We start from the raw sequence: 13,486 nt of genomic DNA on the forward strand, positions 1-13,486 counted from the left end.
CGCGGCACACTAACCGTTGCTGTGCTTACGTCTATAGCCCGTCAGGAGAGCTGCTATGTCTGCTAACCATGCTGCGTTTAATTTGATATTCCGATTCGTAGAAAACTATGTCAGTCCTGTCGCCGGGCGTATTTCCTCCCAGCGTCACGTGATGGCAATTCGTGATGGTTTTATCTCTGCCATGCCGTTCATGATTGTCGGTTCGTTCCTGCTGGTATTTGCCTACCCGCCATTCTCTCCGGATACCACCTGGGGTTTTGCCCGCGCGTGGCTGGACATGGCCAAACAATTTGAAGGCCGTATTCTTACGCCGTTCGATATGACCATGGGCATTATGTCCATTTATATCTGTGCAGCGATTGCCTATAACCTGGGCAGACATTACGAAAAGAGCGTGCAGCTTGACCCGTTCATGGCCGCAATGCTCTCGATCATGGCATTTCTGCTGGTCGCAGCCCCAAAAACTGACGGCACGCTGCCAATGCACAGCCTGGGCGGGACCGGTATTTTCACCGCCATTTTGGTCGCCGTGTACTGTGTGGAAATGATGCGTTTCCTGAAGGCCCATAACATCGGTATTCGCCTGCCCGATCAGGTGCCACCGATGATCAAAAACTCGTTTGACCTGCTCATTCCGGTGCTGGTGGTGGTACTGACGCTGTATCCGTTGAGCCTGTTCATCCAGAGCCAGTTCGACATGCTGATCCCGCAGGCCATCATGTCCATCTTCAAGCCACTGGTATCGGCGGCGGATTCCCTGCCGGCTATCTTACTGGCGGTGTTGATTGGTCACCTGCTGTGGTTCGCAGGCATTCACGGGGCGGCGATTGTCTCCGGGATGCTGCAAATGTTCTGGCTGACCAACCTGGGTCTGAACCAGACGGCGCTGGCGCAGAGTGCTCCCCTGCCGCACATCTTTATGGAAGCGTTCTGGACTTTCTTTATCGTCATCGGCGGTTCCGGGGCGACGATGGGGCTGGTGTTCTGCTATCTGCGCAGTAAATCCGCGCACCTGCGTTCAATCGGACGTCTGGGTGTGGTGCCAAGTATCTTTAACATCAACGAACCGGTTATTTTCGGTACGCCGATTGTGATGAACCCGGTGTTCTTCATTCCGTTCCTGCTGGCACCGATGGTTAATGCCACGCTGGCCTGGGGGGCTATGAAGCTGGATCTTATCGGACGCGTTATCTCCGTCGTACCCTGGACCGCTCCGGCACCGGTCGGTGCTGCATGGGCATTAGGCTGGGATTTCCGGGCAGTTATCCTCGTTGTTCTGCTGGCCTGCGTGTCCGCTATCATCTATTACCCGTTCTTCAAGGTGTATGAGAAGCAACTGCTGGAGCAAGAAGCGGAAGAAGCACAGCGCACTGAACAAGAATCGCAACAGGTGGCGTAACCTCTGCGTTTAGCCAAACAAAAGACCCGGTAGCATGACGTTACCGGGTCTTTTTTATTCAGGGATATTCAGGGGAAGTCATTACTTCAGCGTACAGTCACCGCACTGTTGCACCTCTGGCAGGCGATAGCGCTGACAGCAGGTACGTCGCACCAATACGCCATCACGCATCACCACGGTGCGCCACAAAGGGTTATCCCGTCCGTCAGAGAAGCGTTGGGCAAAGAAGAGATGCTGGCGGAGCACGTTCACCTGTTCATCACCCAGCAACGTTCGCATTTCGCCCAGATACCAGTTGATCAGATACCCGGTGTTGCTCCAGATGAGTTTACCGTTGATCTCGCCGGTCGCTTCCAGCGCCTCGACGACGGGCACCAGGGTCTGGATAACCAGTTGTTCCATGCGCTCAAGCGAGGACTGGCGCGTCAAGTCTGCGTCCTGATGTACATCGATCCAGAATTTTGCGGCACGTCCGGTTTCATGGAATTCAACGTGAAAATGCTGCGGAGAAAGGCTGAGGGCGCGTGTTTCGGTCAGCAACGCCAGCATCAGCGGTGGCACCTGCAGGCCGATATACCACTGAGCCCAGAGAGAAAGCAGCGGTTTATTCTCACGTTCCTGAGCGGGATTGTTGCGGTAGATATGGTCGGAATACTGTGCCAGCAGGGACGTCAATTCGCTGCTGCGGCTCCAGGCGGCGAGCGTCATGGCCTGGTGCGGATGCGGTTCATCGAGACCGATGAAATCCAACAGGTGAGGGCGCTGCTCTGCAATGGTGTGGCGTAACGCGTCCGCAAGCCCGGGCTCGCGCTCATAGAGCGGAGTACGCCAGATAAGATCCTCAGTAATCGGTGCAGAGCGATAGGCCATGAGCGTAGATTGGATACAAATCTAAATGATAATGATTGCCAATCCTAACTATAGAGAAAAGCAATCGCAACCCTTTTCATGCTTTTCCCTGCTCAAATTTTTTCTTCAGGCCTTTTGCAGCGCCTCGCTGGTCAGAATATTGTTGCGGCCCAGATGCTTGGCCTCGTACAGCGCTTTGTCCGCTTGCTCCAGAGCGCCTTCCATATCTTCGCCGAGCAAGGGCGCTAACCCGATGCTTACCGTCACGTTGGTGGCGACACTGTGATTAAACATATGGGAAATTTTCAGGTCGTAAACGCGCTGGCGAATGCGTTCTGCCGTTTCCAGCGCCATCTCCGGCGTGGTGGACGTCAGCACCACCATGAATTCTTCACCGCCATAGCGCGTGACGATATCTCTTGATCGCACGGCATTGCGTATCGCCGCAGAAACCTGAATCAGCGCCTGGTCGCCCATCATATGGCCGTAGTGATCGTTATAAGCTTTGAAGTAGTCGATATCGAGCAGTAACACGTAATGTCCGCTGGCATCCAGCGACAGTAATGTCTCAAGGCGATTTTGCAAGCCGCGGCGGTTATACAGGCCGGTAAGGGGGTCCAGCATGCTCAGATCGTTCAGCGTCTGCCGCTCTTCGAGCAGTTTGTACATCAGCCCGTGGGCGAAGTTATCGTAGCGTTTTTGGATCACACTCTGAATGGTTATCCCGATAACCGGCAGCGCAAAGCAGTAGATCATCCGCAGCCACTGATCGCCGTCACTCAGTAACAGACAGGTTACCAGCACCGGAAAAGAGTGAAGGGTAAAAGCGATGATATTATTAGAAAAAGCAATCGCACCGACAAACAGCACGCTTAATAAGGCAATCACCAGATAGCTAAAATTAGGCTGCTGCATTAACGGTGTTTTGGTGGCGACATGCCAGGCCCAAAGGCAACCAAACAATATGGAGATCGTCGGAATATTAATTTTTCTCTCTGCCCACGCCCAGTGACCAAGCAGCAATCCCGCGCTGATGACGGTTATCATCACCAGCGGGACGGTAATCGCCAAAATGTGGTGCATTGGACTCAGCATCGAAAAAAGCGATGAGGCTAAATTAAGGAATAAAAAGAGACGCAGTGAGAATTGATATTTTTTAACGCGCAGGGCACGCCAGGATTGTGATGTCATGTCAGGAAGTCGTTATTAATTATGAGATTACAGAAACACTAACCATCAGGAATGACAAAATTCACGCGGGAACGAGTCGCGAGAAAATATCAGCAACATTAATCATTTCGTTTAATCCGCACAATTTATCACCTTACTGCAACACTGTCATCAGCATGACCGTAAAGAGCGCGCGGGGGACAGGTATGATCTTGCAAATGATAAAAATTATCATATGATATTGGTTATCATTATCGCTTTGAGAGCTATAACCATGTTGCAACGGGCGTTAGGCAGTGGATGGGGCGTGTTAATCCCGGGGGTGCTTTTAGTCGGATTAGGTTTTGTCGGGCTATCGGTTGACGTCTGGCGCAGTTTAATTGCGCTGGGCCTGCTGCTGACGGGCGTAATGATCTGGCATCGCCAGTTGCGTCACTTTGTGCTGTTGCCATCGGCGTTTGCATTGATAAGCGGGATGATGCTGGTATTGATGAGTTTGAAGCAAATGGGATGAGATAAAACAGGGAGAGAAAAGAGAGAGATAAGAATGCTGGTGCGAGGGGGGGGACTTGAACCCCCACGTCCTTACGAACACTAACACCTGAAGCTAGCGCGTCTACCAATTCCGCCACCTTCGCACAGAAATCTTATCTTGATATTACTCGTTGGTGCGAGGGGGGGGACTTGAACCCCCACGTCCTTACGAACACTAACACCTGAAGCTAGCGCGTCTACCAATTCCGCCACCTTCGCCCAGTGCGAGCAACATCTTACGTGGTATATGGTGCGAGGGGGGGGACTTGAACCCCCACGTCCGTTAGGACACTAACACCTGAAGCTAGCGCGTCTACCAATTCCGCCACCGTCGCATACCATCGACTCTTAAAAAGAATCGTTACCACGGAGGCGCATTCTAGTGGTTTTCGGATTTTCGTCAACAGTTAATTGCAGCAGAATTTTCCGATCGCTGTAAAAGTGGGCGCTTTAGCAACGTGGGAGAGCGGGAAGGGAGAACGCCCGCAGGGTAAAGCCTGCGGGCGGGAGAGCATTTACTTTTTCGCCTGACGGGTCAGCACCGTGCGATAGACTTTAAAACGGCCGGTCTGGGCAAGCACCTCGTGGAAACCAAAGATTTCATCCAGCACTTTCGGATACGGCAGGAAGGCGTTGGCCACAATACGCAGTTCACCACCGGTACCCAGATGGCGCACTGCGCCACGGATAAGCTGTTGCGTGGCTTCGAGGCTGGTTTGCAGTCCGTCGTGGAACGGCGGATTGGAGATAATCATGTCAAAGCGACCGGTCACCTCGGAGAAAACGTTGCTGGCAAAGACTTCACCTTCCAGGCCGTTAGCCGCCAGGGTGGCGCGGCTGGCTTCTACCGCCGCGGCGTTGACGTCACACAGGGTCAGACGCACTTTCGGCGAGTGACTCGCCAGGACGGTGGCCAGCACGCCAGCGCCGCAGCCGACGTCCAACACTTTACCTTTAGTGTGCGGAGTCAGGGTGGAGAGCAGCAACTTGCTGCCAACATCCAGGCCATCGCGGCTGAAGACGCCCGGCAGCGTTTTAATGGTCAGGCCATCCAACTGATATTCGGACCAGTTATCTTCTGCGCTGAACGAAGGCTGTTTTTCCAGGCGACCATGGTACAGGCCACAGCGACGCGCGCTGTCGACTTTGTTCAGCGGCGCGAATTCCGCCAGCATCTGCTCGGCGCTGCGCACGCCGCTGCGGTTCTCACCGACCACAAAAATATCGGTGCCAATCGGCATCATCGATAAAATATTGGTCAGTTGATACAGCGCTTCAGGCTTGTTCTTCGGCCAGTAGTAAATCAGCGTATCGCAGTCAGCCACATCGGCTGCTTCTGCGGTCAGGCTGAAGCGAACGTTCTCACCCATCTGGGCATTCAGAACCTGCCAGTGGTGAAATTGTTGAGTGTGGGCACGGCTAAATGCGGTGTCCAGACGAGCGGGCAGGTCATCCTGCAGATCACCGGCAAACAGAATGCGGCTTTGTTCGAAATCATCACTGTGGCGCAGCAAGACTTCACTTGCCGGGGTCAATGCAGACATAGATATGGGATCCTCAATTAACGACGGGCGCGATTATACACATTATCTGTACGAACCGCGCGTACGGCTCCTTGCTTTATTGGCGCACGTTCGTCGAATTTGCTATATTTGCGCGCCTGACAGACAGGAGAAACCCGCGATGACATCCCGACGAGACTGGCAACTACAGCAACTGGGCATTACCCAGTGGGCTTTGCGCCGCCCCTCGGTTTTGCAGGGCGAAATCGCCATCTCGCTGCCTGAACATATTCGTCTGGTAATGGTGGCGCAAACGCTGCCACCGCTGACCGATCCGCTGGTCAACGACATCCTGCGCGCGCTTGCCGTGACGCCGGATCAGGTCTTACAGCTGACGCCGGAGCGCGTTGCGATGCTGCCCGAGGGTGGCCGCTGTAACAGCTGGCGTCTTGGCGATGCTGAACCGGTCGCGCTGGAAGGCGCTCAGGTCGCCAGCCCGACATTCGAACAACTGCAGTCCAGCGCGGCGGCCCGGGCTGAACTCTGGCGACAAATTTGCGCTCATGAACACGATTTCTTCCCTAAGCCAGACTGATTTACCCCGCGCGCTGCAGATTGAGCAGCGCGCCCACGCCTTCCCGTGGAGCGAGCAGACGCTCGCCAGCAATCAGGGTGAGCGCTATCTCAACCTGCAGCTGACGGTGGACGGCGAGATGGCGGCCTTCGCCATTACGCAAATCGTGCTCGATGAAGCCACGCTGTTTAATATCGCTGTCGATCCGGCGTATCAGCGTCGGGGCCTCGGCCGCGAATTGCTCGAACAGGTTATCGACGAAGTGGAAAAACGCGGCGTCGTCACGCTATGGCTGGAAGTCCGCGCCTCGAACGCCGCCGCCATCGCACTGTATGAAAGCCTGGGCTTCAACGAGGCGACGATTCGACGCAACTACTATCCGACCGCGGACGGGCGTGAGGACGCAATCATAATGGCACTGCCAATCAGTATGTAAGACAAGGGTTTACGATGAAGATGTGGGACTGGATTTTCTTTGATGCCGACGAAACGCTATTTACCTTCGATTCGTTCAGTGGCTTACAGCGGATGTTTCTTGATTATAGCGTGACCTTCACCGCTGAAGATTTCCAGGACTATCAGTCGGTTAACAAGCCGCTGTGGGTCGATTATCAGAACGGGGCAATCTCCTCGTTACAGCTTCAGCATCAGCGTTTCGAAAGCTGGGCGGCACGCCTGAACGTTAACCCCGGCGAGTTGAACAATGCCTTTATCAATGCGATGGCAGAGATTTGCGCCCCATTGCCGGGGGCAGTTTCACTGCTCAATTCGCTGCAGGGCAAGGTAAAGATGGGGATTATCACCAATGGCTTTACCTCCCTACAACAGATTCGTCTTGAGCGCACTGGCCTGCGTGAACACTTTGATTTAGTGATAATTTCTGAAGAAGTCGGCGTCGCCAAACCGGATCCGCGTATTTTCGATTATGCGCTGGAGCAGGCGGGTAATCCGAGTCGCTCGCGGGTGCTGATGGTTGGCGATACCGCCGAGTCGGACATTCGCGGCGGCGTCAACGCCGGGCTCTCGACCTGCTGGTTGAATGCGCACCAGCAAACGCTGCCTGCGGATCTTACGCCGACCTGGACTGTGACATCACTTGCCGAGCTGGAGCAACTCCTGTGTAAACATTGATTGTCAGTCCCCGCCTTACGGGTAAAATAGCCGCATTTTTCGTATTCAACATGCGCGGCCTGCGGTCGCGTTTACTTAAGAAGAACTGACTATGACGTTGTCTCCTTATCTGCAAGAGGTGGCGAAACGCCGCACTTTTGCCATCATCTCGCACCCGGATGCCGGTAAAACGACCATCACTGAAAAGGTGTTGTTGTTCGGGCAGGCTATCCAGACCGCCGGTACCGTTAAGGGCCGTGGCTCAAGCCAGCATGCAAAATCTGACTGGATGGAGATGGAAAAACAGCGTGGGATTTCCATTACGACCTCGGTAATGCAGTTCCCGTATCACGACTGCCTGGTGAACCTGCTGGACACCCCGGGTCACGAAGACTTCTCTGAAGATACCTATCGTACCCTGACCGCCGTCGACTGCTGTCTGATGGTTATCGATGCCGCGAAAGGCGTCGAGGACCGGACGCGCAAGCTGATGGAAGTCACCCGTCTGCGCGACACGCCGATCCTGACCTTCATGAACAAACTCGACCGTGACATCCGCGATCCGATGGAAGTGCTGGATGAAGTCGAGAGCGAGCTGAAAATTGCCTGTGCGCCAATCACCTGGCCTATCGGCTGCGGTAAGCTGTTCAAAGGCGTTTATCATCTTTATAAAGATGAAACCTATCTGTATCAGACGGGTAAAGGCCACACCATTCAGGATGTCCGCATCGTGAAGGGGCTGAACAACCCGGAACTGGATACCGCCGTGGGTGAAGATCTCGCGGCCCAGCTGCGTGATGAGCTGGAACTGGTGCAGGGCGCATCGCACGAGTTTGATCAGGAGCTGTTCCTCGCCGGTGAAATCACCCCGGTATTCTTCGGGACCGCGCTGGGTAACTTCGGCGTCGACCACATGCTCGACGGTCTGGTGGAATGGGCGCCAGCGCCGATGCCGCGTAAAACCGACACCCGCGAAGTGGAAGCTAAAGAAGAGAAGTTCAGCGGTTTCGTGTTTAAAATTCAGGCCAACATGGACCCGAAACACCGTGACCGCGTGGCATTCATGCGTGTGGTGTCCGGTAAATATGAAAAAGGTATGAAGCTGCGCCAGGTGCGTACCGGTAAAGACGTGGTGATTTCCGACGCGCTGACCTTCATGGCGGGCGACCGTTCGCACGTTGAAGAAGCGTTCCCGGGTGACATCATCGGTTTGCATAACCACGGCACTATCCAGATTGGCGACACCTTTACCCAGGGTGAAATGATGAAGTTCACCGGCATTCCTAACTTTGCCCCTGAGCTGTTCCGTCGTATTCGCCTCAAGGATCCGTTGAAGCAGAAGCAGTTGCTCAAAGGGCTGGTTCAGCTGTCGGAAGAGGGCGCGGTGCAGGTCTTCCGTCCGATTGCCAACAACGACCTGATTGTCGGCGCGGTGGGTGTGCTGCAGTTCGACGTGGTGGTTGCGCGTCTGAAGAGTGAATACAACGTCGAAGCGATTTACGAATCGGTGAACGTTGCGACCGCTCGTTGGGTCGAAAGTAACGACGTGAAGAAATTCGAAGAGTTCAAGCGTAAGAACGAAGTTCAGCTGGCGCTGGATGGCGGCGATAACCTGACGTATATCGCCCCAACCATGGTTAACCTTAACCTGACCCAGGAACGTTACCCTGACGTTCAGTTCCGCAAGACCCGCGAACACTAATCCTCTCCAGAGCACGGCCCGCGCCGTGCTCTGTCATTTTCCCTCCCTGTTGATTCCCTTGCAGAAAGTTCTTAATTGAAGCCATTTACGCTGCAAAAGGCTACTTTTTAGCCGTTTGGCCGAGCGCGTTCAAAATTGTTGGCTATATTTAACAAAGTGATGACAAGTTTGCTGGCTTTAACCGCTAATCAATGCGTGTTTACCGGCGTAATAAACCAGTAGATTTGTCGTTCGCGATATTAATAACTGTGAGATTGTGGTGATGTTCACCCCTACAGCAATGCGATCATGAAGATCGCCTGAGCTCAAATTCTGAGCAAACTACAGGAATCGAGATGATGACAACCCAAAAGATGTCCAAAACGCTGCTGGCGATGATGCTGGGTACTGCCCTGATGAGTGGTTCTGCTCTGGCAGAAACGACCATGGATAAAACACAATCCGCTGCCGACAGCGCCGGACAGAAAGTCGACAGCTCCATGAACAAAGTCGGCAACTTTATGGATGACAGCAGCATCACGGCAAAAGTGAAAGCGGCGCTGGTCGATCATGATTCAATTAAGAGCACCGATATCTCAGTAAAAACCGATGACAAAGTGGTCACCCTGAGCGGCTTCGTTGAAAGCCAGGAACAGGCTGAAGCCGCCGTTAAAGTCGCGAAAAGCGTAGAAGGTGTGTCCTCGGTTAGCGATAAGCTCCATGTACGCGACAGCAAGTCGCAGGACATGAAGGGCTACGCGGGTGATACCGCAACCACCAGCGAGATTAAAGCCAAACTACTGGCTGACGACATCGTCCCATCACGTAATGTGAAGGTCGAAACCACCGACGGTGTGGTGCAGCTCTCCGGGACAGTTGAGTCCCAGGCACAGAGCGATCGTGCTGAGAGCATCACCAAAGCAGTTGATGGCGTAAAAAGTGTGAAGAACGACCTTAAAGTTAAATAAAGCAGTTTTGACATTTTTCCCCGGCATTGCCGGGGAGACCAGTCTGTCGTTTTGAGTGCCTGAGCGTTCATCAAAGCGGTCGACATTCACTATGGTAAAGGAGAATCGTATGTTTCGTTGGGGCCTTATATTTCTGGTAATTGCGTTAATTGCCGCCGCTCTGGGCTTCGGTGGTCTGGCCGGTACGGCAGCGGGCGCAGCAAAAATTGTCTTTATCGTCGGTATCATCCTGTTCCTGGTGAGTCTGTTCATGGGACGCAGGCGTCCGTAGCGACGTCGACCGAAGACGTTAAATTTTCGTAACAAAAGCCAGTCTTCGGACTGGCTTTATCAGTTTAAGAGAATCCTTATCTGCGCTATGGTGGACTAACAGAAGGATCATAAAAAACGGGAAAGCAGTGTGGGACAGCGAATTCCGGTAACGCTTGGCAATATAGCGCCACTCGCGGCCAACCCTTTTCAGCCAGGCAAGCTTGCGCTGGTGTGCGAAGGCGGTGGTCAACGCGGTATTTTCACAGCGGGTGTGCTGGACGAATTTATGCGCGCGCGATTTAATCCGTTCGATCTCTATTTCGGCACCTCTGCCGGGGCGCAAAACCTCTCCGCCTACGTCTGTAATCAGCCGGGCTACGCCCGAAAAGTCATTACCCGCTACACCACTTCTCGCGAATTTTTTGATCCGATGCGCTTCGTGCGCGGCGGAAACCTTATCGATCTGGACTGGCTGGTGGAGTCGACGGCGAGCCAAATGCCGCTGGCGATGGACATTGCGGCCCGTGAGTTTGACGTCGGCAAAGCGTTCTATATGTGTGCCTCTCGTGCGGACGACTACTCCCCGGGCTATTTCTCACCGACGCGTGAAACCTGGATGGATCAGATCCGTGCCTCCAGCGCGATCCCGGGTTTTTATCGTCCGGGCGTGACGCTCGATGGATTTAACTGGCTGGACGGCGGCGTGAGTGACGCCATTCCGGTTCAGGAAGCGGTCAAACGTGGCGGCAACACCATCGTAGTGATCCGCACCGTACCGTCGCAGATGTATTACACCCCACAGTGGTTTAAGCGTATGGAGCGCTGGCTGGGGGAAAGCAGTCTGCAACCGTTTGTGAATCTGGTTCAGCATCATGAGAAGACCTACCACGCCATTCAGCAATACATCGAAAAACCGCCGGGCAAAGTGCGGATCATTGAAATTTATCCGCCTAAGCCGTTGAAAAGCATGGCACTGGGTAGCCGCCTGCCTGCGTTGCTGGATGATTACAACGTCGGCCGCCAGTGTGGACGTTACTTCCTGGCGACGATGGGTAAAATGCTGGCAGAGAAACCGCCGCTGCACCGCTACAAAGCCCGGGTGGCGGTGCCTGCCCCGCTGGTCGTGCCGCCTGCGGTGGTCGCCAACGATGTGCATAGTGCAACGCTGGTCGATGCGCCTCAGGCCAATGATGCCAACTTTGATAACGAGGGACTGGCGTGAGTTACCGCTTCACCGACACCCACTGCCATTTTGATTTTCCGCCGTTTGTGGATGACGTTGAAAACAGTCTGACGCGCGCGGCTCAGGCGGGGGTGACCAGGATAATTATTCCGGCGACCGAAGCTTCCCGCTTTGAGCTCGTGCTGGCGTTGGCGGAGGCACACACCCCGCTGTATGCCGCCCTGGGCCTGCATCCGATAGTGATTGAAAAGCATAATGAACACAGCCTGGCACAGCTTGCGGCACGGTTGGCGCAAAAGCCGGAGAAGCTGGTGGCGGTAGGGGAGATAGGGCTCGATCTCTATCGAGACGATCCGCAGTTCGACAAACAACAGGCGTTGCTCGATGAACAGCTCAGACTCGCCAAACGTTACGATCTGCCGGTGATCCTGCATTCACGTCGCACCCATGACACGTTGGCGATGCACCTCAAACGGCATAATCTGCCGCGCACTGGCGTGGTTCACGGTTTTGCCGGGAGCCTGCAACAGGCGGAGCGATTCATTCAGCTCGGATATAAAATTGGCGTCGGCGGGACCATTACCTACCCACGGGCGAGTAAAACCCGCGATGTCATGGCACGGTTACCGCTATCGGCCTTACTGCTGGAAACAGATGCGCCCGATATGCCGCTGAACGGTTTTCAGGGACAGCCCAACCGTCCTGAACAGGCGGCTCGTGTTTTCGAATCCCTGTGCGAACTGCGTTCCGAATCGCCTGCTGAAATTGCCGAAACGCTGGCTGATAACAGCAAAAAATTATTCTCAACCTTATAATTAGCCTCCCTGTAAGTGATGCAGATCTCATTTTTCAGCATTCGATTCATATAATTGCCAGAATTGTGTGAACCGGACGCACAGAATAGTCACGGGTCGTTATAATCGGCCCGCTTGAATGGGATTTATCCCACTTTCACCTTTTGACTTTCATTACACAGGGAATCTGTATGCAAATCCTCATGGGACTGATCGGCATGGTGGTACTGATTGCCATCGCCGTGCTGCTTTCCAGTAACCGTCGTGCCATCAACCTGCGTACCGTTCTCGGCGCATGGATGATTCAGGTCGCCATTGGGGCGCTGATCCTTTATGTTCCTGCTGGCCGCAAAGTGCTGCTGGCGATGTCCGAGGGCGTCGCAAACGTTATCGCCTATGGCAACGAAGGGATCGGCTTTCTGTTCGGTGGCCTGGTTTCCGATAAAATGTTCGAACTCTTTGGCGGCGGTGGCTTTATCTTTGCCCTGCGCGTGCTGCCGGTCATCGTCTTCTTCTCCTCGCTGATTGCGGTGCTCTATTACCTCGGCATCATGCAGTTCGTGATCCGTATTCTGGGCGGCGGTCTGCGTGCCTTGCTGAAAACCTCTCGTACCGAATCACTGTCGGCCACCGCGAATATTTTCGTCGGTCAAACCGAAGCTCCGCTGGTGGTGCGTCCTTACATTGCGACTATGACCCGCTCTGAGTTGTTTGCGGTGATGTGTGGTGGCCTGGCGTCGGTGGCCGGTTCTGTACTGGCGGGTTATGCGCAGATGGGCGTTCCGCTGGAATACCTGATTGCCGCGTCCTTCATGGCCGCACCGGGTGGTCTGCTGTTCGCGAAAATTATGCTGCCGGAAACCGAAACCCCGAATGATTCACCGGAGCTGGAAGCTCAGATGCCGGATGCCGACCGTCCGTCTAACGTGCTGGATGCTGCCGCATCGGGTGCGGCGTCCGGGATGCAGCTGGCGCTGAACGTCGGGGCAATGTTGCTGGCCTTCGTGGCGCTGATTGCACTGCTGAACGGCATTCTCTCCGGGATTGGTGGCTGGTTTGACTATCCGCAGCTGTCGATGCAGCTGATCCTCGGCTGGGTGTTCTCCCCGCTGGCGTGGGTGATTGGTGTGCCGTGGAGTGAAGCGACGGTCGCCGGGTCATTCATCGGTCAGAAGCTGATCATCAATGAGTTCGTGGCCTACATGAACTTCGGTGAATATTTGAAGGACGATGCAGTGGTAGCGGCGGCTGGCTTACAAGTGATTTCTGACCACACCAAAGCCATTATCTCGTTTGCCCTGTGCGGTTTTGCCAACCTGTCGTCGATTGCGATCCTGATTGGCGGTCTGGGCAGCCTGGCACCAAGCCGTCGCCAGGATATCGCCCAGTTGGGCCTGAAAGCCGTGGCGGCCGGGACGCTCTCGAACCTGATGAGCGCCACCATTGCCGGGGTATTCCTCGCACTCTAAT

At 54.5% G+C, this 13,486-nt stretch carries 14 protein-coding genes and 3 tRNA genes; 11 read left to right on the plus strand and 6 right to left on the minus strand.

What is annotated here, in order from left to right:
* The first annotated feature begins 55 nt into the window (after positions 1-55).
* Positions 56-1,399, plus strand: a complete 1,344-nt coding sequence (locus ACG0Z5_RS02240) for a PTS sugar transporter subunit IIC (RefSeq protein ID WP_394445121.1) — start codon at positions 56-58, stop codon at positions 1,397-1,399.
* An 81-nt stretch (positions 1,400-1,480) separates the two neighbouring features.
* On the opposite strand, the gene fhuF is transcribed toward ACG0Z5_RS02240, so the two are convergent.
* Positions 1,481-2,269: a siderophore-iron reductase FhuF gene (gene fhuF / locus ACG0Z5_RS02245; protein ID WP_394445122.1), complete on the minus strand. Its 789-nt coding sequence runs from the start codon at positions 2,267-2,269 to the stop codon at positions 1,481-1,483.
* Positions 2,270-2,374: 105 nt separating this feature from the next.
* A complete protein-coding gene (locus tag ACG0Z5_RS02250) occupies positions 2,375-3,439 on the minus strand; it encodes a GGDEF domain-containing protein (RefSeq protein ID WP_394445123.1) in 1,065 nt (354 codons plus the stop codon).
* Positions 3,440-3,692: 253 nt separating this feature from the next.
* On the opposite strand from ACG0Z5_RS02250, the gene ACG0Z5_RS02255 reads away from it, so the two are divergent.
* Positions 3,693-3,932 (plus strand): DUF1435 domain-containing protein, encoded by a 240-nt coding sequence (locus tag ACG0Z5_RS02255; RefSeq protein WP_394445124.1) that lies wholly within the window; start codon positions 3,693-3,695, stop codon positions 3,930-3,932.
* Between the two features lie 37 nt (positions 3,933-3,969).
* Here ACG0Z5_RS02255 and ACG0Z5_RS02260 read toward each other — a convergent pair.
* The 4 genes from ACG0Z5_RS02260 to rsmC all read right to left on the minus strand — a co-directional run bounded on the left by ACG0Z5_RS02260 (position 3,970) and on the right by rsmC (position 5,496).
* A tRNA-Leu gene (locus tag ACG0Z5_RS02260) sits at positions 3,970-4,056 on the minus strand.
* 28 nt (positions 4,057-4,084) lie between these two features.
* Positions 4,085-4,171: transfer RNA gene (locus tag ACG0Z5_RS02265), tRNA-Leu, on the minus strand.
* A gap of 29 nt (positions 4,172-4,200) precedes the next feature.
* Positions 4,201-4,287: transfer RNA gene (locus ACG0Z5_RS02270), tRNA-Leu, on the minus strand.
* Between the two features lie 180 nt (positions 4,288-4,467).
* Positions 4,468-5,496, minus strand: a complete 1,029-nt coding sequence (gene rsmC / locus ACG0Z5_RS02275; RefSeq protein ID WP_394445125.1) for a 16S rRNA (guanine(1207)-N(2))-methyltransferase RsmC — start codon at positions 5,494-5,496, stop codon at positions 4,468-4,470.
* Between the two features lie 139 nt (positions 5,497-5,635).
* Here rsmC and ACG0Z5_RS02280 point away from each other — a divergent pair, with 139 nt between their 5' ends.
* From ACG0Z5_RS02280 to ACG0Z5_RS02320, 9 genes are all read left to right on the plus strand, one after another.
* Positions 5,636-6,049: a DNA polymerase III subunit psi gene (locus ACG0Z5_RS02280; protein ID WP_394445126.1), complete on the plus strand. Its 414-nt coding sequence runs from the start codon at positions 5,636-5,638 to the stop codon at positions 6,047-6,049.
* On the plus strand, positions 6,018-6,464 hold the full coding sequence (gene rimI, locus ACG0Z5_RS02285; protein WP_319628293.1) for a ribosomal protein S18-alanine N-acetyltransferase: 447 nt from the start codon (positions 6,018-6,020) through the stop codon (positions 6,462-6,464). Before ACG0Z5_RS02280 ends, rimI begins: the two co-directional genes overlap by 32 nt.
* Positions 6,465-6,484: 20 nt before the next feature.
* Entirely contained in the window at positions 6,485-7,159 is a 675-nt protein-coding gene (gene yjjG, locus ACG0Z5_RS02290; protein ID WP_394445321.1) for a pyrimidine 5'-nucleotidase, read from the plus strand.
* A gap of 91 nt (positions 7,160-7,250) precedes the next feature.
* Positions 7,251-8,840 (plus strand): peptide chain release factor 3, encoded by a 1,590-nt coding sequence (gene prfC, locus ACG0Z5_RS02295; RefSeq protein WP_319628291.1) that lies wholly within the window; start codon positions 7,251-7,253, stop codon positions 8,838-8,840.
* Positions 8,841-9,175: 335 nt separating this feature from the next.
* Positions 9,176-9,787: a molecular chaperone OsmY gene (gene osmY, locus ACG0Z5_RS02300; RefSeq protein WP_394445127.1), complete on the plus strand. Its 612-nt coding sequence runs from the start codon at positions 9,176-9,178 to the stop codon at positions 9,785-9,787.
* A gap of 109 nt (positions 9,788-9,896) precedes the next feature.
* Positions 9,897-10,058: a DUF1328 domain-containing protein gene (locus ACG0Z5_RS02305; protein ID WP_394445128.1), complete on the plus strand. Its 162-nt coding sequence runs from the start codon at positions 9,897-9,899 to the stop codon at positions 10,056-10,058.
* 129 nt (positions 10,059-10,187) lie between these two features.
* Positions 10,188-11,261, plus strand: a complete 1,074-nt coding sequence (locus ACG0Z5_RS02310) for a patatin family protein (RefSeq protein ID WP_394445129.1) — start codon at positions 10,188-10,190, stop codon at positions 11,259-11,261.
* On the plus strand, positions 11,258-12,037 hold the full coding sequence (locus tag ACG0Z5_RS02315; protein ID WP_394445130.1) for a TatD family hydrolase: 780 nt from the start codon (positions 11,258-11,260) through the stop codon (positions 12,035-12,037). The genes ACG0Z5_RS02310 and ACG0Z5_RS02315 overlap by 4 nt, the downstream gene beginning before the upstream one ends.
* Before the next feature lie 170 nt (positions 12,038-12,207).
* A complete protein-coding gene (locus ACG0Z5_RS02320; RefSeq protein WP_394445131.1) occupies positions 12,208-13,485 on the plus strand; it encodes a NupC/NupG family nucleoside CNT transporter in 1,278 nt (425 codons plus the stop codon).
* Position 13,486: the final 1 nt, after the last annotated feature.

This window comes from Scandinavium sp. M-37 (assembly GCF_043558715.1).
Classification (GTDB): domain Bacteria; phylum Pseudomonadota; class Gammaproteobacteria; order Enterobacterales; family Enterobacteriaceae; genus Scandinavium; species Scandinavium vulneris_A.